The following is a 24195-nucleotide window of genomic DNA, read 5'->3' as shown; positions in this document are numbered from 1 at the left end:
GAACCCGGGCATCGTGGATTATACGTGCAGACGATGGTGCAGACGTGCACCGACCAGCAACGCCAGCACCAGCATCAGGGCGATAAATCCGCCCACGCCGTTCCAGCCGTAGCTGTGCCAGAATACGCCACCCAGCGTACCGGCAATACTGGAACCCAGATAATAGCTGAACAGATACAGGGAAGATGCTTGGCCTTTAGCGCGTTTTGCCCGTGGTCCAATCCAACTGCTTGCCACGGAGTGCGCGGCAAAGAACCCGGCTGAAAAGAGCAGCATCCCGGCGAAGATCAGCCACAGTGATGTGAACAGGGTCATCAACAGTCCAACCAGCATCACGCCGGTTGAAAAGAGCATTACCGGACCACGTCCATAGCGGGTGGTCATCGACCCCGCTTTCGGTGAGCTCCAGGTCCCGGTCAGATAGGCCACGGACAACAGACCGACAACCGCCTGGCTGAGTTCCCACGGCGAGAGCATCAGACGGTAGCCGATGTAATTAAACAGCGTGACAAACGACCCCATCAGTAAAAAACCTTCCGCAAACAGCAGCGGCAACCCTCTGTCGCGCCAGTGCAAACGAAAGTTGATAAACAGCGTTTTCGGTCGCAGCGACGTTGGTCTGAAATGACGAGATTCCGGCAAGATTTTCCAGAACATCAGCGCGGAGGCGAGGGCAAAACAACCGATCGCCGCCAGCGCGATACGCCAGTTAAAAAAGTCGGTAAACACGCCGCTTATCAAACGGCCACTCATACCACCAATCGAGTTACCGCTGATATATAAGCCCATTGAGAAGGCGACGAAGCTGGGATGTATTTCCTCGCTCAGATAGGTCATTCCCACTGCCGCCACGCCGCTGAGCGAAAGACCTATCAGCGCACGCATGATTAAAATACCGTGCCAGCTGGTCATCATCGTCGAAAGCAACGTACAACAGGACGCGAGCAGTAGGGCGGTAACCATCACCGGCTTGCGGCCTATCGCATCGGAAAGTGGACCGGTAAACAGTAAACCGATCGCGAGCATCGCCGTTGAGATGGAAAGCGAAATACTGCTGCTGGCGGGAGAGACCCCAAACTCGTGCGAGAGCACTGGCAGTATGGGTTGCACGCAATAGAGGAGAGCAAATGTCGCCAGTCCGGCAGAAAACAGCGCCAGCGTGACGCGCATAAATGGGGATGTTCCGCGTTTGATAAAACTATCCGGCGGGGTAACTCTCTGTTCATCAACATCGCTTGTCGGCGCGGTATCGACAGTGGTTGTACGGCTCACTTGAAATCCTTGCTCAATCAATTACCTCTACATGACTAGCTTTAAGAGTATGAAAATCGCATTATTCTGTCTAATATATTAATAATCTCAAATGATATCTTAAAAATATGAATATCGAGCTGCGTCATTTACGTTACTTTGTAGCGGTTGCCGAAGAATTGCATTTTGGCCGGGCGGCGGCACGGCTGAATATTTCGCAACCGCCGCTGAGCCAGCAAATCCAGATCCTCGAGCAGCAGGTCGGCGCCCGACTTCTGGCGCGCACTAACCGCAGCGTGGCGCTGACCTCTGCCGGAAAGCAGTTTCTGGCAGACAGTCGGCAGATCCTGGGGCTGGTTAATGAGGCCGCTGCCAGGGCTGAACGTCTGCATCTGGGAGAAGCGGGGGAATTGCGTATCGGCTTTACGTCATCGGCACCGTTTATCAAAGCGGTTTCAGATACGTTATCCCTCTTTCGCCAGAGCTACCCCGCTGTACATATGCAAACCCGTGAAATGAACACGCGCGAGCAAATTGCTCCGCTCAATGAAGGAACGCTGGATTTGGGACTTCTGCGCAACACGCAGCTTCCGGAAACGCTGGAGCGTGAAATCATTCTGCATGAGCCGCTGATGGCGATGATCCCGCGCGCGCATCCGCTGGCGCAAAAGCCCGTGGTCACATTGGCGGAGTTGGCCAATGAGCCATTTGTCTTTTTTGATCCGCATGTGGGGACGGGGTTGTATGACGATATTCTTGGCCTCATGCGTCGCTATGGACTGAAGCCGACTATCACTCAGGAGGTTGGTGAGGCGATGACTATCATCGGGCTGGTGGCCGCAGGATTAGGCGTTTCCATTCTTCCCGCTTCCTTTAAACGGGTGCAATTGTATGAAATGTGTTGGATCCCGATAGCGGAAGAAGATGCCGTTTCGGAAATGTGGCTAGTGTGGCCAAAACATCATGAGCAAAGTCACGCCGCGCAACGCTTTCGCGAGCAACTGCTGGCGGCCGTTCAGGCGATTAATTTAGTTTAAAAATGGGCGAAAATGTGCAGTAAATCACAAGGCTAAGTAAAAAGTTGACGGAAGCCATTGAAGTGCTTCACCATAGCCCGCAGATTATTTCGGAGCGCGAAAATAAAGGGAGTAAGTGGTGGTTGCTGATAGTCAGCCTGGGCATATCGATCAAATTAAGCAGACCAATGCGGGCGCGGTTTATCGCCTGATTGATCAGCTGGGTCCGGTATCGCGTATTGATCTCTCTCGCCTGGCACAATTGGCGCCTGCCAGTATTACTAAAATTGTCCGCGAAATGCTCGAAGCGCACCTGGTGCAAGAGTTGGAAATCAAGGAAGCGGGCAGCCGAGGACGTCCGGCCGTTGGGCTGGTTGTGGAAACGGAAGCCTGGCACTATTTATCCATTCGTATCAGTCGCGGCGAGATCTTTCTGGCGCTGCGCGATCTGAGCAGCAAACTGGTGGTTGAAGATTGTCTTGAAATGGCGCTGGTCAGTGAAACACCATTGCTGGAACGCGTTATTACCCAGGTCGATCAGTTTTTCATCCGCCACCAGCAAAAGCTGGAGCGCTTAACCTCCATCGCCATTACCTTACCCGGCATTATTGATACTGAAAACGGTATCGTTCATCGCATGCCATTCTACGACGATGTCAAAGAGATGCCGCTGGGTGAAGCGCTTGAAAATCATACCGGCGTGCCGGTCTATATTCAGCACGATATCAGCGCCTGGACTATGGCCGAGGCGCTTTTTGGCGCATCGCGCGGCGCGCGCGACGTCATTCAGGTGGTTATCGATCATAACGTGGGGGCCGGAGTAATCACCGACGGTCATCTACTGCATGCCGGCAGCAGTAGCCTGGTGGAAATTGGTCATACCCAGGTGGACCCCTACGGCAAACGCTGCTATTGCGGCAACCATGGTTGCCTGGAAACGATCGCCAGCGTCGACAGCGTGCTCGAACTGGCACAGGTACGCTTGAAGCAATCAATGAGTTCTTCTCTACACGGGCAACCGTTAACGGTAGACGCGCTGTGTCTGGCGGCGATGCAGGGGGATTTATTGGCGAAAGATATTATTAGCGGCGTCGGGACCCATGTCGGACGCATTCTGGCCATCATGGTGAATTTGTTCAACCCGCAAAAGATATTGATTGGTTCTCCGCTCAGTAAAGCGGCGGATATTTTGTTTCCCACTATTGCTGACAGCATTCGTCAGCAAGCGCTCCCGGCCTACAGTCAGCATATTGTCGTCGAAAGTACGCAGTTCACCAATCAAGGGACGATGGCAGGGGCGGCGCTCGTGAAGGACGCGATGTATAACGGTTCTTTGTTGATTCGTCTATTACAGGGTTAACATTTTTTAACTGTTGTACGAAAAATTGCGCTATCTCAAGCCGATTCTCGTCGTCATACCTTAGACTTTCTCCACTGTATTATTTTCCTGACTTATATTTTCAAAGCATAACGGTGGAGTTAGTGATGCTGAAGCGTTTCTTTATTACAGGTACAGACACTTCTGTTGGGAAGACCGTGGTTTCCCGCGCATTACTACAAGCGTTAGCGTCAGGGGGTAAAAGCGTTGCGGGCTACAAACCCGTGGCTAAAGGAAGCAAAGAGACACCTGAAGGTCTGCGCAACAAAGATGCGCTGGTGCTGCAAAGCGTGTCTACTATCGAACTGCCCTACGAGGCGGTCAACCCGATTGCGTTGAGTGAGGATGAAAGCAGCGTAGCGCATAGTGGTCCGGTCAATTACACCCTGTTATCCAACGGCCTCGCAAGCCTCAGCGAAAAAGTGGATCACGTTGTCGTGGAAGGCACCGGAGGCTGGCGGAGCCTGATGAACGATCTGCGTCCGTTATCTGAATGGGTGGTGCAGGAACAACTGCCGGTGCTGATGGTGGTGGGTATCCAGGAAGGCTGTATTAATCATGCCATCCTCACCGCACAGGCGATTGCCAGCGACGGACTGCCTTTGATTGGCTGGGTCGCGAACCGAATCAACCCGGGGCTAGCGCATTATGCGGAAATCATTGATGTGCTGGGCAAAAAATTACCCGCACCGCTGATCGGTGAACTGCCTTATCTGCCTCGCGCAGAGCAGCGCGAGCTGTCTCAGTACATCCGTCTGTCAATGCTCGGCAGCGTGTTGTCGGTAGATAGAGTCCTGGCGTAACGTTCGCGACAGCACAGACGCCACCACACAGGCAACCAGCAATCCGGGGAGCAGACGATACTCCCCGGTCATTTCACAAACCATCAGTGTCGACATTATTGGCGCATGCGTGGTCGCTGCCAGCAGCGTGGCCATCCCCGTTAATCCCAGCAGAATGGCAATCTCATCCGGACCCGGAAGCCATAATCCCCACACTCGTCCCAGCAGCATACCCACTGAAAGACCGACAAACAGCGTTGGCGTAAACACACCGCCAGGCGCACCGGAACCACTGCTGGCAAGCACCGCCAGTAATTTGCAGATGAAGATCCCGCTCACCACGGCCAGCAGCGGTGGGGAGAGTAAATATGATTGCACCACGCTGTAGCCGTTACCCCAGACCGCAGGCGTGAGCAATGACAGCAGGCCAACGATCAGCCCGCCAAGCGCCAGTTGCCACGGTGGCGAGAGTTTTAAGCGCAAAAAAACATTATGGCTGGCGGTCATCAACCACATGAATAGCGGTCCGCAAACGCCGGCAGCCAGACCGGTGCTGATGATCATGACGTATTCCAGCGCATGCAGTTCCCGTGTGAAGTGCACGGCATACAGCAGCGCATTGCTGTCGCTCAGCATATTGGTGGTGAGCAAGGCGACGACGGCGGATACCACCACCGGTCCCAGTGACGCGAGGATCAAGGTGCCAAACAACACTTCAGCAATAAATAGACTGCCCGCCAGTGGGGCATGATACGCTCCGGCCATACCCGCAGCGGCTCCGCAGGCAATCCATAACTTCCATTCTGTGCGCGGGGTGAAGCGTTGAGCAAAGCTGGAGGCTGCCAGCGCTGCCAGTAAAATCATGGCACCTTCGCGCCCGATGGCGCTCCCGCTGGAGACGACCAGTAACGAGGCCAGCGATTTCACCAGGCTTGCACTGACGTCAAATTGTCCGTTAGTTTGCAAGGCTTCCATGTAATCAGTGGGAGCCTGCGGGCGTAACCGGTTGAACGTTTGCCATCCCCAAAGCAGCAAACCCGCCGCCAGCCCTCCTAACGCAGGTGTCAGCATGCGTCTTACAGGGGAAAGGTTTGTTGCCGCGTTGACCAGACTCCCTGTGTCATTGCTCAGGAACAACCATTCAAGAAGGAGCATGGCGTGGCGAAATCCTGCGACGGCCAACGCAGCAAGGATACCAATCAGCGCAGCAATCAGCAGGCGGCGGAACATGGCGCGCAGGTCAGGATAAGCATGTAAATGATGCATGAGTGGCCAGACAGGAAATTTCAGACGCTTTATTTTGCGGCTATTTGGCAACAGAAGCAAAAGCTCAGCGTGCGCAACAGGATGCTACACAGGCAGGACACATCCTGCCTGTGATGAAACTAACGAAAAAGTGGCTTATCGGCTATCGGGATCAGTAACTGCGACTGCCATTGCGCTAGCGTCAGACGGGCCAGCTCCCCCAGCGCCTGGTAAAACGGGTGATCAGCTTTTTCGATAAACACATCAAGGAAGCGGGATGACCACGGGAACAGATGCCAGGCCAGCAGTTGTTCGCACTCGGTGTGGCGTTCATTTTCAGCAAGCCAGGCCGTCAGCAACAGCAGTGAACCAAAGTGATCTTCTGGCTCATTTTGCTGCATGGCAAACTGGATGCCGTTGTCCCGCATCCACTGACGGAGTGCCAGTGTAGAGTCGCCAAACAACACGTTTTCGCGATCCAGCCAGACAGATCCCCAGGGCGGAGAGGGTAGCGCATATGGACCGACAAACAGGCGCTGCCAGGCCTGCGGGAGAGGCTCATCGACCTCGGCTTGTAGCCGTGCAGCCAGCGGGAAAAGCATTGCCTGATCGAGCGGCCACTGCGCCTGCCAGCCATCGGCTCTTAACGCGCTGACTAATGCAGAGGCTTCCGCGCTATCTGGCGCATAGTAAAACAGTGCGCCGAGTACACGCGCCGCGGTAGAAAAGTTGTCACCTTGCGAAAAATGGGTCATGCAAACAATCCTGAACAGTGCGGGTTGCCCCGCACCCGAAAGTTAACCTGCAACAGCCATTCCGACTGTCATATGTAAACCGTAAAACAATCCGCGGCCAATGATTTCACCGGCGAGGACTAACATTAAGCCCAGCGCCAGGCCGCCGACGGATGGTGCTTTACGACGGATCAGCGGGCATATCCAGCAGCCCAGACCGGCGGCCAGCAGAATGATGCGCCAGACCTGCAAGCTTCCGTAGTCGGGAACCAGCGCGCTGGCGGATTGCACCGAACTGTGGATCCCGCCGAGAGACAGCCCCTGCAGAACAATAACCGCCACGATCACCAGTAGGGCCAAAACGCTCACGTAGGCGAATCTGGCGGTGCCAGAGGAAACACCCACAGCACGCAGTAGCAGGGCGGCAAACAGCGGTCCGCTTAGCAACATCGTCATAAAAAATGCCACCGTAGTGTAGCCGTTATACCAGGTCGGGACAGTGTCTATCTGGTAGACGCTGGTCATCGCCAGCACAAATACCAGACCCAGCAGCATGCCCACCAGCAGCCAGATTTTACCTAACGCTGCGGGCATTTTACCGAGAAACGCCACCAGCCACCACAGGCCACCGACGGCGAAAAACAGTGAACCACTGGCGATTTCGTTACTCAGCGCAGATGCGCCAACTCTGTTCAGCGAGTTAAAGGCGCGCAGTGGCGAACCCAGGTGCATTACCGAGGCGAGAAAGGCGATGCCCATCACCAGCCACAGAAAAAACATGCTGCGCACGATACGTTGTTTTGCCACCTCGTCTTTAGCGGTCAGCCAGCCATAGCCACTCACTATCAGCGCTCCGGCCACGCACTGGCCCAGCACCGTAAACAGGACCAGCGGCCATTCATGCCATCCATTGCCCATGTTACACCTCCTGCGGATTCGCCAGATAACCCGTGGTATCCCCGGTCGGGCGGCTATTGGCGTTGGGTTTGATCACAATGTTCGGTTTGGTGAAGTGCGCACCTGGCAGCGGAGCGACCGCCGCCAGTTCACCGTGCTTTTTGCGCAGCTCATCAATTGGACCAAAGTCCAGCGCGCGCAGCGGACAGGATTCGACGCAGATGGGCTTTTTGCCGTCGGCCACGCGGTCATGACAGCCATCGCACTTGGTCATATGACCTTTGGCGGCATTGTACTGCGGTGCGCCGTACGGGCAGGCCATGTGGCAGTAGCGACAGCCTATGCATATGTCTTCATCCACTACCACAAAACCATCTTCACGCTTATGCATAGCGCCGCTGGGGCAAACCTTGGTGCAGGCCGGATCTTCGCAGTGATTACAGGCAATGGAGAGGTAGTAGGCGAAGACATTCTGTTGCCAGACGCCGTTATCTTCCAGCCAGTCGCCTCCAGCGTATTCGTAAATACGCCGGAAACTGACGTCGGGAGTGAGATCCTTGTAATCTTTGCAGGCCAGCTCGCAGGTTTTACACCCCGTGCAACGGCTGGAATCAATAAAAAATCCATACTGAGTTGTCATGGGTTAGTCCTTATGCCTTTTCAACCTGAACGAGATTACTGTGGGATGGATTCCCCTTCGCTAATGGAGAAGGTCGATGCGACGTGAGAATATTTATGGAACCACCATGATCGATCTGGTCGCCGAACATATCGGCATTGAGCCAGGCTCCTTGTCCGATGGCAGTGACGCCGGGCAAAATACGCGGTGTGACTTTCGCGCTGATCAGCATCTGGCCGATATTATTAAACACCCTAACTGTGTCGCCATTACGGATGCCGCGCGTCCTGGCATCGACGGGGTTTATCCAGATCTCCTGCGGGCAAGCCTGCTGTAAAACATCGATATTGCCGTAGCTGGAGTGGGTTCTCGCCTTATAGTGGAAACCCGTGAGCTGCAATGGATACGTTTTGCGCTTAGGATCGTCCCAACCGTCAAAGCCTGGTGCATAAGCTGGAAGAGGATGAACAATCTCATCGTCTTTGAGTTCCCATGTTTCTGCAATGGTTGCTAGCCGTTCAGAGTAAATCTCAATTTTCCCTGATGGCGTTTTCAATGGGTTAGCCCCAGGATCTTCTCTGAAAGAACGGAAAGCAACATAGTGTTCTTCGGGGCATTTTTTCTTGAAAATACCTGTCGTTTTCATTTCGTCGTAATCCGGCATTTCCGGGTTACGCTCTTTGGTCTTGGCATGCAGGTATTTCACCCATTCATGCTGCGTACGACCCTCGGTGAATTTTTGATATACATCCGGACCTAGACGTTTGGCGACTTCACTTAACATCCAGTAAATGGGTTTACGTTCAAATTTTGGCGATGTCGCAGGTTGACCAAGGATGACATAGCCCATGTTCCCGGCAGACTCGTGTGAGATGAGATCTTCTTGTTCAGTTGGCATCAGGTCAGGTAGCAGAATGTCGCAGTATTTTGCGGAGGCAGTCATAAAATGCTCAATACCGACGATCATTTCGCACTTGCTGTCATCCTGTAAGACATCATGGGTATGCGCGATATTGCCATGCTGGTTGATGAGCGTATTGCTGGCATAACACCAGATAAACTTGATAGGCACGTCCAGCTTATCTTTACCGCGAACACCGTCCTTGGTCGCGGTCATCTCTGCACCATGATCAATAGCATCCGTCCAGGTAAAGACTGATATCTGCGTTTTAACCGGGTTTTCTAGCATGGAGAACCATTCCACGCCCAGATCCCAGGTCCCTTCGCGCATCCCTGAATTACCACCGTTTATCCCCACATTGCCGGTTAAAACGGAGAGCATCGCAATCGCGCGAGCGGTTTGTTCACCGTTGGAGTGACGCTGCGGTCCCCAACCCTGGCAGATATAAGCGGGTTTCGCTGCGCCGATTTCACGCGCTAACTGGATAATTTTCTCAGCCGGAATGCTGGTAATGTGGGAAGCCCAGTCCGGTGTTTTGGCTATCCCGTCTGGTCCATCGCCTAAAATATAGGCTTTATAGTGTGCATTCCGCGGTGCACTGGCGGGAAGAGTGGTTTCATCGAAGCCGACACAGTATTTATCAAGAAAAGGTTTATCAATCAGATCTTCGGTGATCAGTACCCAGGCGATCGCCGCAGCCAATGCAGCGTCAGTTCCTGGTCGGATAGGCAGCCATTCATCTTCACGACCAGCGGCAGTATCGTTATATCGAGGATCGATAACGATCATTCGTGCGTTAGAACGTTCGCGGGCTTGCTCAACATACCAGGTTACACCGCCGCCGCTCATACGGGTTTCGGCAGGGTTATTGCCAAACATGACGACCAGTTTTGTATTGGCGATGTCGTCAGGACTGTTGCCGTCGTTAGCACCAAACATATAACCCATTGCGGCGCTGATTTGCGCGGTACTATAACTACCGTAGCGGCTCAAATAGCCGCCGCAAGAATTCATCAGGCGGTAGGGGACGTTGGAGTTAGTAATATTCCCACCATCTACACCTGTACCGTACAGCACGTGAACCGCTTCGTTACCGTAATCCTGCAGGATCCGCTTCAAATTACCACTAATGGTGTCCAGTGCTTCATCCCAGGTGATCCTTTCAAATTTTCCTTCTCCACGCTTGCCTACACGTTTCATTGGATATTTTAGGCGGTCAGGGTGATTCATACGGCGACGGATCGATCGGCCACGCAAGCAGGCACGTACCTGATGATTACCGTAGGTATCATCGCCCGTTGTGTCCGACTCTACCCAATAGACGGAGTCATCCTTAACGTGCAGACGTAAAAGACAACGACTACCACAGTTAACGGTACAAGAACTCCAGACAACCTTCTCTTCAACGGGTTGTATCGCCTGCTGTACCGCTGCGGCGGCAGTGCGCATTCCGAAAGGTAACGACAGCCCACCCGCGGCAAGCGCCAGCGAACCGATTGCCGAGGATTTCACTAACGTCCTGCGGCTAATGCCTCCATATTGCTCAGTTTTTGACATTACTCACCCCATTATAGTTATCGCTATATATTAATTTCTATAACGAAATTAATAGCATGCTAATAATGGTTTGAGTTTACCCACTTATGGGTATGTCATCTTAATGCATATCAAACTGGAGTGACCCTCCGCGCACGGAGGGCGTGATTTATTGCGGTTCGGCGACGTGCCCGTCCTGGGCAGGGGTGCTATTGGCAGGGGCGTTGCCACTGTTGGTTCGGGTATAGAGAATTTTGTGCGTATCGTTTGCACAATGTCCCACGACCAGTGAATCAGGCTGATCGGCCTGATCGTTGGGAACAATGTTCAGCGTAAAGCTGGATTCAGCAACGCCATTATTAATGATCCGCTGTTCGATATCGCTTTTCACGCGTTCACATGACGCCGGTGCCGCCAAAACCTGCGGGGACGCGACGGCCAGTAAGAGCGCGGCAATTCCTGTTATGTATTTCATCATCAGCTCCTTTATGATCGACCTGGACTAAGATTAGCATTTCTGGTGTAAATAACTGTATTTGCTAATATGATTGAGAATTATCTTCTTATCCCGGTGAAAAATGTGAAGAAAAAGATCTTGTTAGGTTTCCTGTGCGTCGTGTTGGCCGGGTGTGATAACGCCAAAGGCCTGGATTCCTTTACGCCGGAAATGGCCAGTTTTTCCAATGAATTTGATTTCGATCCGCTGCGCGGGCCGGTAAAAGATTTCAGCCAGACGCTGCTTAATGACAAAGGTGAAGTCACCAAGCGCGTTGTCGGTACGCTCTCACAGGAAGGGTGCTTCGATACGCTTGAATTGCATGATATTGAAAGCAATACCGGCATGGCGCTGGTCCTGGATGCTAACTATTACCGGGACGCCAAAACGCTGGAAAAACGGATCCGCTTACAGGGTAAATGTCAGTTAGCAGAACTGCCTGCGGCGGGCGTGGTATGGGATACCGACGATAACGGTTTTGTCGTTTCCGCCACGGGAAAAGAGATGAAGGTGCAATATCGCTATGATGCGGAAGGCTACCCGCTGGGTAAAACCACCATCAATAAGGACAATACCTTGCAGGTTGATGCCAAACCGTCGGTTGACCCGTTGAAGAAGCTGGATTACACCGCGGTAAGCCTGCTCAATAACCATCCGTTAGGTAATGTAAAACAAACGTGCAAGTATGATGACTATGCTAATCCGGTCAACTGCCAGCTTGTTATCGTTGACGAGAGCGTGAAGCCGGCAGTTGAACACCATTACTCGATTGAAAACACCATCGATTACTATTAGTCAGTCTTTACTGAGCGGTAGGTTGCAGCAGGTTAGGACCTGACGTTTTATGTTCTGCCAGATACTGCTGCTGGAAGATACACATGCGGATTGTGTTGCGGTATTGGCCGTTGATAAAGAATTCATGAATCAGTTCGCCTTCGACCATAAACCCGAGTTTACGGTAGATGTGGATGGCTTTTTCGTTCTCTTTATCAACGATCAGATACAGCTTATATAAGTTAAGTACGGTAAAGCCGTAATCCATCGCCAGCTTAGCAGCCCGGGAAGCCAAACCTTTGCCCTGATATTCCGGCGAAATAATGATCTGGAATTCTGCCCGGCGGTGCACATGGTTAATTTCAACCAGCTCCACCAGTCCGGCTTTTTCACCGTCGCATTCCACAACAAAGCGACGTTCGCTTTGGTCGTGGATATGCTTGTCATACAGATCTGACAGCTCAACAAATGCTTCGTAAGGTTCTTCAAACCAGTAACGCATTACGCTGGCGTTGTTATCAAGCTGATGGACAAATCGTAAATCTTCACGCTCCAGCGGGCGCAGCTTAACACTGAGGGCGCTAGTCATATCGTATCCTTTCAATATCTTTCAAAGTGCAATCATTATGGGGCAACGGTGCGGCCAGTGCGTCGGTCGAGGCAGCGCAGGGTGTTGGGCTCCCAGTACGCATTAATATTAGCGCTCTGTTCGCACTTATCACGGCTATCGAAAGCTGCGTCGGTTTTGTCCCACTCTTTCTCTGCACGCTTGTTGACCTTCTGGCGTAACTGACGCGTATCGTTCCATTGTTCCTTTTCCATTGCTGCCTGTTGACGACTTTGCGCACTGTCCCCGGATTCAATGATCAGTTTACTGGTTTCAGCAAATGCGGAAGAGGTGTACACAGCCGCAGCCAGCGTCAGCATAGCCGTCAGGCACAGGCGTTTGGTCAGTGTAATATTCATGGTGAATTCCTTTTATGGGAAAGGGAAAAAACAATAAAACAGGGCTAAATTCTACACTATTCTGGCTTGCGGGCATACCCACTCAGCGGAGATGGATACGCTAACGACATTCTGTCGTATCATGGTTAAACCAAAGGTAACTGAATAACATCAATGCTTAAGACCACATTCCTTTTTTTCATCACCGCGTTATGCGAAATCATTGGCTGCTTTTTACCCTGGCTCTGGCTTAAGCGAGGGGCTACGGCCTGGCTGCTGATACCCGCCGGGATGTCACTGGCCTTATTCGTCTGGTTACTGACGCTGCATCCGGCAGCAAGCGGGCGTGTGTACGCGGCCTATGGTGGAGTTTACGTGGTGACAGCGCTGCTATGGCTACGCATTGTTGACGGCGTAAAACTTAGCCTGTACGACTGGTCAGGCGCGCTGGTGGCATTGTGCGGCATGCTGATTATTGTGGCTGGGTGGGGGCGCGCATAGCGCCTTTTTTGTGATCAATCAGCGTTTTTTTGATCTTCATACTTGTATGGTAGTAGCTCAGTTGGGTAAATTTCCTGCATCACAAGAACAAATGCAAGGAATAAGAGATGAAGATTGTTGGGGCTGAAGTGTTTGTCACCTGTCCGGGGCGTAATTTTGTCACGTTGAAAATTACGACAGACGATGGGATCACTGGGCTGGGAGATGCCACGTTAAACGGACGCGAGTTATCCGTAGCGTCGTATCTGAAAGATCATGTTTGTCCGCAGCTGATTGGTCGCGATGCGCACCGAATTGAGGATATCTGGCAGTTTTTCTACAAAGGCGCGTACTGGCGTCGTGGTCCGGTCACCATGTCGGCGATTTCCGCGGTGGATATGGCATTGTGGGACATCAAAGCGAAAGCGGCGAATATGCCGTTGTACCAGCTGCTCGGCGGTGCATCTCGTGAAGGCGTTATGGTTTACTGTCACACCACAGGCCATACCGTTGATGACGTACTCGAAGATTATGCGCGCCATAAAGAGATGGGCTTTAAAGCAATTCGCGTGCAGTGCGGCGTGCCGGGTATGAAAACCACTTACGGTATGTCTAAAGGCAAAGGACTGGCCTACGAACCCGCCACCAAAGGGCAGTGGCCAGAAGAGCAGTTATGGTCAACGGAGAAGTACCTCGATTTCACACCAACACTGTTTGAAGCCGTGCGCGACAAGTTTGGTTTCAACGAACATCTTCTGCACGATATGCACCACCGTCTGACGCCAATTGAAGCGGCCCGTTTCGGCAAAAGCATTGAGCAATACCGTCTGTTCTGGATGGAAGACCCAACCCCGGCTGAAAACCAGGAATGCTTCCGCCTGATCCGCCAGCATACGGTCACGCCGATTGCGGTAGGGGAAGTTTTCAACAGCATCTGGGACTGCAAACAGCTTATCGAAGAGCAATTGATCGACTATATCCGCACCACCATCACCCATGCGGGCGGTATCACTGGCATGCGTCGAATTGCCGATTTCGCGTCGCTGTATCAGGTACGTACCGGTTCGCATGGACCTTCCGATCTGTCCCCAGTATGCATGGCCGCTGCGTTGCACTTTGATCTGTGGGTGCCGAACTTCGGCGTACAGGAATATATGGGGTATTCCGAGCAAATGTTGGAAGTGTTCCCGCACAACTGGACCTTTGATAACGGCTATATGCATCCTGGAGACAAACCAGGTCTTGGGATCGAGTTTGACGAAAAGCTGGCGGCGAAATATCCGTATGACCCTGCATATCTGCCTGTTGCTCGTCTGGAAGATGGCACGTTGTGGAACTGGTAAATATAAATTTTACGTACGAAAGATGTTGATTAACTCAATACCCTACAGAAGGTAAAACTTATGGTTAGTTCAGTCGATATTAAAAATAACGTAGATAATAAACCCATTATTCGCAGAGTGGCTTCAGCCTCCGCAATTGGTACTGCTGCCGAATACTATGACTTCTTTGCATATGGGACAGCAGCCGTACTCTTTTTTGGTCATTTATTTTTCCCAAGTGACGATCCGTTAATTAGTACGCTGGCTGCTTTTGCAACCTATGCCGTTGGTTTCCTGGCTAGACCATTAGGAGGAATTGTCTTTGGGCATATTGGCGATAAGGTCGGGCGCAAAAAAGCACTGGTTATTACTATACTAATCGTTGGCTTAGGGACATTCTGTATTGGGTTGTTACCTACATATGAAAAAATAGGTGTATGGGCTCCAGCTTTACTTATATTTATTCGTGTATTACAGGGCTTTGGTGTTGGAGGAGAACAAGCCGGTGCAGTATTGATGACTGCTGAATATTCTGAGCCCAAACATCGTGGATTTTTTTCGAGTTGGGTTCAAATCGGTGCCCCAGTTGGTTTTCTTCTGCCGTTAGCACTCTTTGCGTTGTTAAATGCCACACTTTCTCCAGAGGCAATGATGGATTACGGGTGGCGTATACCGTTCCTGTTAAGTCTGTTGCTGGTTATTGTTGGGTTATTTATCCGCTTAAAAATTGAGGAATCACCAGTCTTTGCTCAGATTAGGGAGACAAAAGCAGAAGAATCACGTCCATTAGTTGAAGTTATCCGTGATTTTCCGGGAATTGTCGTTAAGGGAGTATGTGCGAAGCTGATTGAGGCTTGCACATTTGCAATGTTTACAGTGATTGTCCTTGCATACGGTAAGGCAAACAATCTCGATGCAAATATCTTGATGGAGACAATGATTGTTGCGGTGATTATAGAAATAATTGCAATACCGATGATGGGCTCGCTATGCGACAAAATTGGGCGTAAACCAGTTTATATTATCGGCGCATTGCTCCAGGTTGTTATGATTATTCCTTTCTTCCTTGCAATCAATCAGGATAGCTTTTGGCTTACGCAAATAGTAATGATCCTGGTACTGAGCGTTGGGCATAGTATGTGTTATGCACCTCAGGCATCTTATTTCCCAGAGCTTTTCCCGACTCATATTCGCTGTAGCGGAATAGCATTAATTTGGCAGTTGGGATCGCTAATTGGTAGTGGGATTCTTGGTTTAGTAGCAGTAAAAATTCTGCAAGTAACTGGTGGACATTATTATGGACTCGCAACCTATGTGATTGTACTTGGCGTCATCTCAGTTATTGGTTTGGTGATGATGCCGGAAACTGCACCGCAAAGGCTTAAACGTGAATACCAGCAGTGGCAGAAACATTAATATCCTTTGGCGGCAATATGCCGCCAAATTTACCTTTTATGGTACACAGCTTTAAGTGATGTCATACCAATCATAAAAAGCTTAATGCAAATCAAAACATACAACCATACAGGCGTTACTCTGAATCAATCCTGATTTCATTGATAAGTAGGTCATACCATGCAAAACAAGCTCTTAACGGCAAAGGCTGCACTTCCCGACTACGATCGTACAAAACTGGTCCCGCGTATTGTCCATCTGGGGTTTGGCGCATTTCACCGCGCACATCAGGGGGTTTACGCTGACATTCTCGCTGCAGATCACGGCAGTGACTGGGGCTATTGCGAAGTGAACCTGATTGGCGGCGAGCAGCAGATTGCCGATCTGAAACAGCAAGATAACCTGTATACCGTTGCAGAAATGTCTGCGGATGCATGGACTGCAAGAGTCGTGGGCGTGGTGAAAAATGCGCTGCATGCGCAGGTTGATGGTCTGGAAAGCGTACTGGCTGCGATGAGTGAACCGCAAGTTGCGATTGTTTCCCTGACCATTACCGAGAAAGGGTATTGCCATTCTCCGGCGACCGGTCAATTGATGTTAGACAACCCGATGATTGCTGCCGATCTACAAAATCCAAAACAGCCAAAAACTGCGCCAGGCGTTGTGGTTGAGGCGCTTGCACGCCGCAAAGCTGCGGGTTTAGCCGCCTTTACCGTGATGTCCTGCGACAACATGCCAGAAAACGGTCATGTGATGCGCAATGTTGTCACCGCGTATGCCCGGGCGGTGGATGCGGAACTGGCTGCGTGGATCGAACAACATGTCACATTCCCGTCGACAATGGTTGACCGCATTGTCCCTGCTGTTACCCAGGATACGCTGGACAAAATTGAACACATTACCGGCGTACGCGACCCGGCAGGCGTAGCATGTGAACCGTTCCGTCAGTGGGTTATTGAAGATAACTTTGTCGCTGGCCGCCCTGAATGGGAGAAGGCGGGAGCGGAGCTGGTTGCTGATGTCATTCCGTTTGAAGAGATGAAACTGCGTATGCTCAACGGCAGCCACTCTTTCCTTGCTTATCTGGGGTATCTGGCGGGATATCAGCACATTAACGATTGCATGGGCGATGAAAATTATCGCCTCGCCGCGCGCGCGCTGATGTTGCAGGAACAAGCGCCCACGTTAAAAGTGAAAGGTGTGGATCTTCCGCACTATGCCGATCTGTTAATTGAGCGCTACAGCAACCCGGCACTGCGTCATCGTACCTGGCAGATCGCGATGGACGGCAGTCAAAAACTGCCGCAGCGTATGCTGGACTCCGTTCGCTGGCACATTGTGCACGGTAGCCACTTTGAACTGCTGGCGCTGGGCGTGGCTGGCTGGATGCGTTACGTCGGCGGTGTGGATGATCAGGGCCAGGCGATTGAAATCAGCGATCCGCTGTTACCGGTGCTCCAGAAAGCGGTGCATAGCAGTAACGAGGGCGAAGATCGTGTCCAGGCGCTGCTGGCGATCGATGCTATTTTTGGTCGTGAACTGCCGCAGGTAGAATTGTTCAAGAATCAGGTCACACAAGCCTATCTTGCTTTACTGGCTGAAGGGGCAAAGGCAACCGTTGCGAAGTATGCTGCAAAACTGAAGTAACGAGAACATCATTTAAGTCGCCATCTGGCTATAAACAGGCCAGATGGCGCAATGTTTTCTGGCATTCACACCAATTAGTTCATGCCCAAACGAATCAATTCGAGGGGGGCATATTTACCTTCACACCCTTCGATTTCCACTGTTTTCCCGCGGCGAATTTGCTCAGCGGTCAGACCATCGGTATCTATCGCTGTAATGCGGCCTGTAAGTCCGGTGTCGCTAATCATGACGCGGCTGCCAGTGGTGATTGCGTTACGGTTACGATCGTATGTTTTCATGGTGTTTTCTCCTTTCCAACTTACCGTCAAAGCCCGTGGGCTCTAGTCCCACGTAACGGGCGCAATATAAATACGCTTCTCGTTAATGATTTTTTTTGTTTTCGATCAAAATCACAGCTTTTTTTATGCAGATGTGCGGGAGAGGGGAAAGCAGGAGAAACTCACCTCGGTGTGAGGTGAGCGTAATATTAATCTTCGCTGAACCAGTCGCTATTTTCCTGACGGATTAGCTGAACGGACTCACCAATTTCCTGGAGATGCAGCATCATTGCGCGCTCAACGGCATCGCCATCATGTTTCTCAAGTGCGGTAAAAATATCGTGATGCTGACGCAGCAGCATTTCAGGCGAAGAGATATGATCCAGGCTCATATAGCGAACGCGGTCAATCGTGGCCTTAATATTCTCAACGGTGTCCCAGGCGAGCTGGCACTCGGCGATTAAAGCCAGTTTCTGATGAAATTCGTCATCTAGCAGGAAGAAATCATTGATTTGTTTTCGATCAATCGCAATGCGCTGCTGATGCAGATTTTGTTCGAGCTGATAGCACTGTTTGTCGGTGATCAGTGATGCGGCGCGGCGGACCACGGCACATTCAATTGCCTGGCGAACAAAACAGCCGTTTTGCACCTGCGACAGCGAAATTTTGTTTACGTAGCTGCCACGCTGCGGGCGGATCTGAATCAGACCGTTCTCTGCCAGTTTGATGAATGCTTCTCGTACCGGCTGGCGTGACACATTAAAGCGTACGGAAACCTCTTTCTCCGACAGCGGCGTACCGGGTGCAATCAGACAGTGCACGATATCACGACGAAGAATACGGTAAATCTGTTGATTTACCGGTTGTGTAGGGTTGAGCTGCGTTTCTACGGTCATTCATTCTTACTTTTTAGAGAGTTAACCCGGAGATCTTATCACTTATTTCAGGCTATCTATACCCGGCGCAAGGCCGGGCAGAGAAATTAGCTCCGATGAATACTCAGTCCGGCAAAAGACTGTGTGACAGGCATCATTTCAAGGGTGTTAATGTTGACATGAGCGGGTAAGGACGCCACCCACCATACCGCTTCTGTAACATCTTGCGGGGTCAGGGCGGTGGTATTTTCGTAGGCTTTTTCAGCTTTAGCGTCATCGCCTTTGAAACGTACGTTAGAGAATTCCGTACCGCCAACCAGACCCGGTTCAATGTCGGTAACGCGAATCGCAGTGCCGTGTAAGTCAGTACGTAAATTCAGGCTAAACTGGCGAACAAACGCTTTGGTCGCACCGTAGACGTTCCCGCCAGCGTATGGCCAACTTCCCGCGGTAGAACCGATATTGATAATATGACCGCGGTTGCGCTCAACCATGCCTGGCAGAACGGCACGGGTCATATAAACCAGGCCTTTGTTGTTGGTGTCGATCATATTTTCCCAGTCTTCAACGCTGGCCTTGTGGGCTGGCTCAAGGCCCAGCGCCAGACCCGCATTGTTGACCAGAACATCAATATCGCGCCATTCAGCGGGTAAGGCGTTCAGCATCTCTTCAATTGATGCACGATTACGTACGTCCAGTTGCGCGGTATAGAGGCGGTCACCCAGCTCATCTTTGAGTTCCTGCAGGCGCTCCTGGCGGCGTCCGGTGGCAATAACTTTATGCCCATTCTCAATAAAACGACGCGTAATGCACTCACCAAAACCTGCGGTTGCTCCGGTTACTAAAACGATCATCTCACTGTTCCTCAACGCTTTTTATGTAGTACTACCATAGCACGTCATTTCCGTTCAGAGCTATTCCTGCTTAACGCGATTGCGGTCGATTCCCGGGAAGTCTACTCTGGTAAACAAATCGTTTTCAGGAGTGAAAGATGTCGTTAACGAATCCATTTTTACATCACAGCACATTGCCGTATCAGGCACCGCAGTTTGATCAGATCGACGTGCAGCATTATCGTCCAGCGTTTGATGAAGGCGTGCGGCAAAAACGCGCCGAGATCGACGCTATTGTGCAAAACTCACAGGTTCCTGATTTTGCTAATACGTTGCTGGCGCTTGAACAAAGCGGGGTGCTGCTCACGCGTGTGACCAGCGTTTTCTTCGCGATGACGGCGGCGCACACCAACGATGAACTACAGCGCCTTGACGAAGAGTTTTCCGCAGAACTGGCGAACCTTGCCAATGATATTTATCTCAATGGCGCGCTTTTCGCCCGTGTCGAAGCCGTCTGGCAGAGGCGTGGTACGTTAAGTCTGGATAGCGAATCAATACGTCTGCTGGAGGTCGTGTATCAGCGTTTTGTACTGGCCGGCGCCCGTCTGAATGAGACCGATAAAGCCAAACTTAAAGCGCTCAATACGGAGTCAGCCACGCTGACCAGCCAGTTTAATCAACGGTTGCTGGCAGCCAACACGTCAGGTGCTATGGTGGTGGATGATATCCGGCATCTGGAGGGGCTGAGCACAGAAGAAATTGCCGTTGCCGCCGAAGCTGCAAGGGCGAAAGGGCTTGAAGCGCGTTGGGTTATCCCGCTATTAAACACAACACAGCAACCGGCGCTTGCGGTTTTACGCGATCGTCAGACCCGCGAAAAACTGTTCACCCGCGCATGGACGCGGGCTGAAAATGATGATGGCAACGACACGCGAGCTATTATTCAGCGACTGGTAGCAATCCGGATGCAACAGGCGCAACTGCTTGGTTTTGCCAATTACGCAGCCTGGAAAATTGCCGACCAGATGGCAAAAACGCCGGAAGCGGCACTGACATTTATGCGATCTATTGTTCCAGCCGCGCGGGCGCGGGCGTTGGATGAGCAGGCTGAAATCCAGAACGTTATCTTTCAAGAACACGAGTCGTTTAGCGCCGAGGCCTGGGACTGGTCGTTTTATGCCGAGCAGGTCCGTCGTGAGAAATATGACCTTGATGAGGCACAGCTCAAACCTTACTTTGCCCTGGATTCGGTGCTGAACGAGGGCGTTTTCTGGACGGCCAATCAACTCTTTGGCATCAAATTCGTTGAACGATTCGACATTCCGGTTTATCACCCGGATGTTCGGGTATGGGAAATATTCGATCATGATGGCGTAGGGTTAGCGCTATTTTACGGTGATTTCTTTGCCCGGGAATCAAAAAGCGGCGGAGCCTGGATGGGCAATTTTGTTGAGCAATCGCTGCTTAACGAAACCAGACCGGTTATTTACAACGTCTGTAATTATCAAAAACCAGCACAGGATCAGCCTGCATTGCTGCTGTGGGATGATGTTATTACGCTATTTCATGAATTTGGACATACATTGCACGGTCTGTTCGCCACTCAGCGTTATGCCACGCTTTCTGGGACCAACACTCCGCGTGATTTTGTCGAGTTTCCTTCACAGATCAACGAACACTGGGCTAGCCATCCTCAGGTCTTTGCCCGTTTTGCCCGACATGTTGATACCGGGGAGCAAATGCCGCAGGCATTGCGGGATAAAATGCAGCGGGCCAGTCTGTTTAACAAAGGTTACGACATGACCGAACTGCTCAGCGCTGCATTGCTGGATATGCGCTGGCACTCTCTGGAGTTGAGCGAGTCATCTCATCCGGTCGATCAATTTGAACAGCAGGCGCTGGCGGCGGAAGGTTTAGATCTCAAGGCTGTGCCGCCGCGTTATCGCAGCAGTTATTTTGCCCATATCTTCGGTGGCGGTTATGCCGCAGGTTATTATGCCTATCTGTGGACGCAAATGCTGGCCGATGACGGCTATCAGTGGTTCGTAGAGCAGGGCGGATTAACCCGTGAAAACGGACAGAAATTCCGCGAAGCAATTTTGTCCCGCGGAAACAGCACTGATTTAACTGAACTTTATCGCCAGTGGAGCGGGCGTGATCCGCGCATGGAACCCATGCTGGAACATCGTGGCTTGAGCGCTTAAGACAGGTCAGTCAGAAAATTGAACCGGGCGTGGTGCCCGGTTGTTAGCTGGATTTTTTCTTCAGCAAAATGAATCGTTGTTGGGTATTGATGCCTTGCATCTCATAGAGACGCTCGGGTAGGGAGTGCTGCTGGTGAAAGGTCGGCATTGTTTTCCTGTTCTTACGTTACTTGACTGGTTTGCTTTGGGAAGGAAGGTAGGTATTGCCGCAGTTGGGGCAGACTAACGTTATGTTGTTTTTTATTCTCGACAGGCTGTGCATTGACTGGCGGCAGCAGTGAGGACAGGTACTTTTCACTGGTCGTAAAGTACGCATCTTAATATCTTTGAGTATCGACATATTGATTGTCCTTGTGATGGGGTGCTTACCATACACTATGAAGCAATAAATAGCTCATTTTATAACCATTGCGATGACATGGATTACTGTACGGTTTGCAAGAATCTTATGAGCGGCCAACATGTCTTATAGAAGGTAGTTACGTTTCGTTTAACGTTCATTGGGGTTGTCGATGATAGATTAGCCAACTATCCGTTATCTTCGCAGGGAATTGCCAGGTAGCGTATAAAAGCAAAACACAAATCTATCCATGCAAGCATTTACCGCTGGTTTATCCGGCGGTTTTTTTTATCTGTACATCAGGGAAAAGGTGCCGGGAGGGGGAATTCAGGTAAAAAAATGGCCCCTTGTGCAGCTACGCAGCAAGGGGCCGGGTCGGTTCAGGACTATCTCCGTTCATCAATCATCCCATCTGTGGCTAAAATACGCGGCCAGGAAACCGGAAAATAAAATAATTCCCAGAACAGCCATAAAAATATTCATATTACCCAGCATAGTAAATGCTCCTTTATTTGTGAGTTTCCTCTCTTACCTTAAGTTCACCTCGCTTATGACTATAGTAGCAATTCAATCTTAAACAAAGGCTGAACTGTGTGATTATTTCGGCGGAAAAGTAAAATTTTGACGTGATTACGTCGGGAAAAATAAATAATAGTGACAAGGCTCGGTTATCTGCGAACAAATAACCATGTTTTTATACCGGGGCGCGCCGTTATGACCGTGTGTGACAGACACACATTGTTGCACGTTTATAATGCAGAGTTGTCTCATTGTGGTTCAATCTTTCACGCGATTAATCCTTCTAGCGGCAAAAATTAATACTGATTTTTGTGTCTAAAATTCTAATTCATTGATTTTATATGATGTTTTAATATCTGGCATCGTTTTTTCCTTATCACTTCTGAATACCCTTAATTTGCACCGTTTTGTCTGCCCGGCTGCACCGGAGCTTTCAACAAGACTAATTTCAGGAGTGAAACTATGCAGCGTCGTACATTTTTAAAAGCTTTTGCGCTTTCCGCCTCTGTTGTCGCAATGGGAATGAGTTTTAGTGTTCAGGCGGCCGACACTATTAAGGTTGGCATCATGCATTCGTTATCCGGCACCATGGCTATTTCCGAAACGCCGCTGAAAGATGTGGCGTTGATGACTATTAATGAAATCAATGCGCAGGGCGGTGTATTGGGCAAAAAGCTGGAACCGGTGGTGGTTGACCCGGCTTCGAACTGGCCGTTATTTGCTGAAAAAGCACGTCAGTTACTGAGCCAGGACAAGGTAGCGGCGGTTTTCGGCTGCTGGACATCGGTTTCGCGTAAATCGGTTTTACCGGTATTTGAAGAATTGAACGGTCTGCTGTTTTACCCGGTGCAATATGAAGGAGAGGAGATGTCGCCTAACGTCTTCTATACCGGCGCTGCGCCTAACCAGCAGGCGATCCCGGCGGTTGAGTATCTGATGAGTGAGGACGGCGGCAGCGCTAAGCGCTTCTACCTGCTGGGTACGGACTATGTCTATCCGCGTACGACTAACAAAATTTTACGCGCCTTTTTGCATTCGAAAGGCGTGGCCGATAAAGACATCGAAGAGGTGTATACCCCATTCGGACACAGCGATTACCAGACCATTGTTGCCAGTATTAAAAAATTCGCCGCAGGGGGAAAAACGGCGGTGGTATCGACCATCAACGGGGATTCTAACGTTCCATTCTATAAAGAGTTAGCGAACCAGGGCCTGAAAGCCACGGATGTACCGGTGGTGGCATTCTCTGTGGGTGAGGAGGAGTTGCGCGGTATCGATACTAAACCGCTGGTGGGCAACCTGGCTGCGTGGAACTACTTTGAGTCCGTAGATAATGCGGCCAACAAGAAGTTCGTCGCGGATTACCGGGCGTATGCCAAAGCGCATAAGCTACCGAATGCTGATTCGGTGGTGACCAACGACCCTATGGAAGCCACTTATGTTGGCCTGCATATGTGGGCGCAGGCAGTAGAAAAAGCCGGAACTACCGATGTGGATAAAGTCCGGGCGGCTATGGCAGGACAATCATTCGCGGCACCATCAGGATTTACCCTGACCATGGATGCGACCAACCATCACCTGCATAAACCCGTCATGATTGGCGAGATTGAAGGCAACGGCCAGTTTAACGTGGTGTGGCAAACCGAAGCGCCGGTTCGCGCCCAGCCGTGGAGTCCGTATATCGCCGGTAATGATAAAAAATCTGAACAGCCCGTTAAAACCGCCAGCAACTGATCTTACGCCCTCCTG

General features: G+C 51.1%; 23 protein-coding genes. 10 read left to right on the top strand and 13 right to left on the bottom strand.

Features of this window, described 5'->3' with window-relative positions; translation table 11 throughout:
* Window positions 1–18 precede the first annotated feature (18 nt).
* On the bottom strand, window positions 19–1272 hold the full coding sequence (locus tag HV350_RS13095; protein WP_016153043.1) for an MFS transporter: 1254 nt from the start codon (window positions 1270–1272) through the stop codon (window positions 19–21).
* A 107-nt stretch (window positions 1273–1379) separates the two neighbouring features.
* Here HV350_RS13095 and HV350_RS13090 point away from each other — a divergent pair, with 107 nt between their 5' ends.
* The 3 genes from HV350_RS13090 to bioD all read left to right on the top strand — a co-directional run bounded on the left by HV350_RS13090 (window position 1380) and on the right by bioD (window position 4448).
* Window positions 1380–2288, top strand: a complete 909-nt coding sequence (locus HV350_RS13090; protein ID WP_016153044.1) for a LysR family transcriptional regulator — start codon at window positions 1380–1382, stop codon at window positions 2286–2288.
* A gap of 118 nt (window positions 2289–2406) precedes the next feature.
* Complete coding sequence (gene mlc / locus HV350_RS13085; protein ID WP_016153045.1) at window positions 2407–3627, top strand: sugar metabolism global transcriptional regulator Mlc; 1221 nt, start codon at window positions 2407–2409, stop codon at window positions 3625–3627.
* A gap of 125 nt (window positions 3628–3752) precedes the next feature.
* Window positions 3753–4448, top strand: a complete 696-nt coding sequence (gene bioD / locus HV350_RS13080; RefSeq protein ID WP_016153046.1) for a dethiobiotin synthase — start codon at window positions 3753–3755, stop codon at window positions 4446–4448.
* On the opposite strand, the gene clcB is transcribed toward bioD, so the two are convergent.
* The 6 genes from clcB to HV350_RS13050 all read right to left on the bottom strand — a co-directional run bounded on the left by clcB (window position 4404) and on the right by HV350_RS13050 (window position 10837).
* Entirely contained in the window at window positions 4404–5693 is a 1290-nt protein-coding gene (gene clcB, locus HV350_RS13075; protein WP_181628651.1) for a voltage-gated ClC-type chloride channel ClcB, read from the bottom strand. The genes bioD and clcB overlap by 45 nt on opposite strands.
* Before the next feature lie 119 nt (window positions 5694–5812).
* Window positions 5813–6427, bottom strand: a complete 615-nt coding sequence (gene dmsD, locus HV350_RS13070) for a Tat proofreading chaperone DmsD (RefSeq protein ID WP_016153048.1) — start codon at window positions 6425–6427, stop codon at window positions 5813–5815.
* 42 nt (window positions 6428–6469) lie between these two features.
* Entirely contained in the window at window positions 6470–7324 is an 855-nt protein-coding gene (locus HV350_RS13065) for a dimethyl sulfoxide reductase anchor subunit family protein (protein ID WP_181628650.1), read from the bottom strand.
* Window position 7325: 1 nt separating this feature from the next.
* Window positions 7326–7943 (bottom strand): DMSO/selenate family reductase complex B subunit, encoded by a 618-nt coding sequence (locus HV350_RS13060; protein WP_016153050.1) that lies wholly within the window; start codon window positions 7941–7943, stop codon window positions 7326–7328.
* A 10-nt stretch (window positions 7944–7953) separates the two neighbouring features.
* Window positions 7954–10380 (bottom strand): selenate/tellurate reductase subunit YnfF, encoded by a 2427-nt coding sequence (ynfF, locus tag HV350_RS13055; RefSeq protein ID WP_181628648.1) that lies wholly within the window; start codon window positions 10378–10380, stop codon window positions 7954–7956.
* Between the two features lie 148 nt (window positions 10381–10528).
* Entirely contained in the window at window positions 10529–10837 is a 309-nt protein-coding gene (locus tag HV350_RS13050; RefSeq protein WP_085951053.1) for a DUF1161 domain-containing protein, read from the bottom strand.
* Window positions 10838–10939: 102 nt separating this feature from the next.
* Between HV350_RS13050 and HV350_RS13045 the strand changes: the two genes are divergently transcribed.
* A complete protein-coding gene (locus tag HV350_RS13045) occupies window positions 10940–11650 on the top strand; it encodes a YnfC family lipoprotein (protein WP_181628646.1) in 711 nt (236 codons plus the stop codon).
* Window positions 11651–11657: 7 nt separating this feature from the next.
* Here HV350_RS13045 and speG read toward each other — a convergent pair whose 3' ends face one another.
* Both speG and HV350_RS13035 read right to left on the bottom strand, forming a co-directional pair.
* Window positions 11658–12218, bottom strand: coding sequence for a spermidine N1-acetyltransferase (gene speG / locus HV350_RS13040; protein WP_006684613.1), 561 nt, complete (start codon window positions 12216–12218; stop codon window positions 11658–11660).
* 35 nt (window positions 12219–12253) lie between these two features.
* Window positions 12254–12595, bottom strand: coding sequence for a DUF1283 family protein (locus HV350_RS13035; RefSeq protein ID WP_016153054.1), 342 nt, complete (start codon window positions 12593–12595; stop codon window positions 12254–12256).
* 153 nt (window positions 12596–12748) lie between these two features.
* Between HV350_RS13035 and HV350_RS13030 the strand changes: the two genes are divergently transcribed.
* The 4 genes from HV350_RS13030 (at window position 12749) to HV350_RS13015 (ending at window position 17418) form a co-directional block, all read left to right on the top strand.
* Entirely contained in the window at window positions 12749–13075 is a 327-nt protein-coding gene (locus HV350_RS13030) for a YnfA family protein (protein WP_016153055.1), read from the top strand.
* A 107-nt stretch (window positions 13076–13182) separates the two neighbouring features.
* On the top strand, window positions 13183–14397 hold the full coding sequence (gene rspA, locus HV350_RS13025) for a starvation-sensing protein RspA (RefSeq protein ID WP_016153056.1): 1215 nt from the start codon (window positions 13183–13185) through the stop codon (window positions 14395–14397).
* A gap of 60 nt (window positions 14398–14457) precedes the next feature.
* Window positions 14458–15792 (top strand): MFS transporter, encoded by a 1335-nt coding sequence (locus tag HV350_RS13020; protein WP_181628644.1) that lies wholly within the window; start codon window positions 14458–14460, stop codon window positions 15790–15792.
* Between the two features lie 159 nt (window positions 15793–15951).
* Entirely contained in the window at window positions 15952–17418 is a 1467-nt protein-coding gene (locus HV350_RS13015) for a mannitol dehydrogenase family protein (RefSeq protein ID WP_181628642.1), read from the top strand.
* A 74-nt stretch (window positions 17419–17492) separates the two neighbouring features.
* Here the strand turns inward: HV350_RS13015 and ydfZ are convergent, their stop codons facing one another.
* The 3 genes from ydfZ to ydfG all read right to left on the bottom strand — a co-directional run bounded on the left by ydfZ (window position 17493) and on the right by ydfG (window position 19404).
* A complete protein-coding gene (gene ydfZ, locus HV350_RS13010; RefSeq protein ID WP_003032393.1) occupies window positions 17493–17696 on the bottom strand; it encodes a putative selenium delivery protein YdfZ in 204 nt (67 codons plus the stop codon).
* A gap of 188 nt (window positions 17697–17884) precedes the next feature.
* Window positions 17885–18571: a GntR family transcriptional regulator gene (locus HV350_RS13005; RefSeq protein ID WP_181628641.1), complete on the bottom strand. Its 687-nt coding sequence runs from the start codon at window positions 18569–18571 to the stop codon at window positions 17885–17887.
* A gap of 86 nt (window positions 18572–18657) precedes the next feature.
* A complete protein-coding gene (gene ydfG, locus HV350_RS13000) occupies window positions 18658–19404 on the bottom strand; it encodes a bifunctional NADP-dependent 3-hydroxy acid dehydrogenase/3-hydroxypropionate dehydrogenase YdfG (protein WP_016153061.1) in 747 nt (248 codons plus the stop codon).
* Between the two features lie 137 nt (window positions 19405–19541).
* On the opposite strand from ydfG, the gene dcp reads away from it, so the two are divergent.
* Window positions 19542–21587: a peptidyl-dipeptidase Dcp gene (dcp, locus tag HV350_RS12995; RefSeq protein WP_181628639.1), complete on the top strand. Its 2046-nt coding sequence runs from the start codon at window positions 19542–19544 to the stop codon at window positions 21585–21587.
* Window positions 21588–22326: 739 nt separating this feature from the next.
* On the opposite strand, the gene mgtS is transcribed toward dcp, so the two are convergent.
* A complete protein-coding gene (mgtS, locus tag HV350_RS12990) occupies window positions 22327–22422 on the bottom strand; it encodes a protein MgtS (protein WP_003032406.1) in 96 nt (31 codons plus the stop codon).
* Between the two features lie 486 nt (window positions 22423–22908).
* Between mgtS and urtA the strand changes: the two genes are divergently transcribed.
* Window positions 22909–24180 (top strand): urea ABC transporter substrate-binding protein, encoded by a 1272-nt coding sequence (urtA, locus tag HV350_RS12985; protein ID WP_016156478.1) that lies wholly within the window; start codon window positions 22909–22911, stop codon window positions 24178–24180.
* The last annotated feature ends 15 nt before the right edge of the window (window positions 24181–24195 follow it).

This window comes from Citrobacter sp. RHBSTW-01013, from assembly GCF_013781985.1.
Taxonomy (GTDB): Bacteria; Pseudomonadota; Gammaproteobacteria; order Enterobacterales; family Enterobacteriaceae; genus Citrobacter; species Citrobacter braakii.
This window is presented reverse-complemented; position numbering and strand designations above follow the sequence as displayed.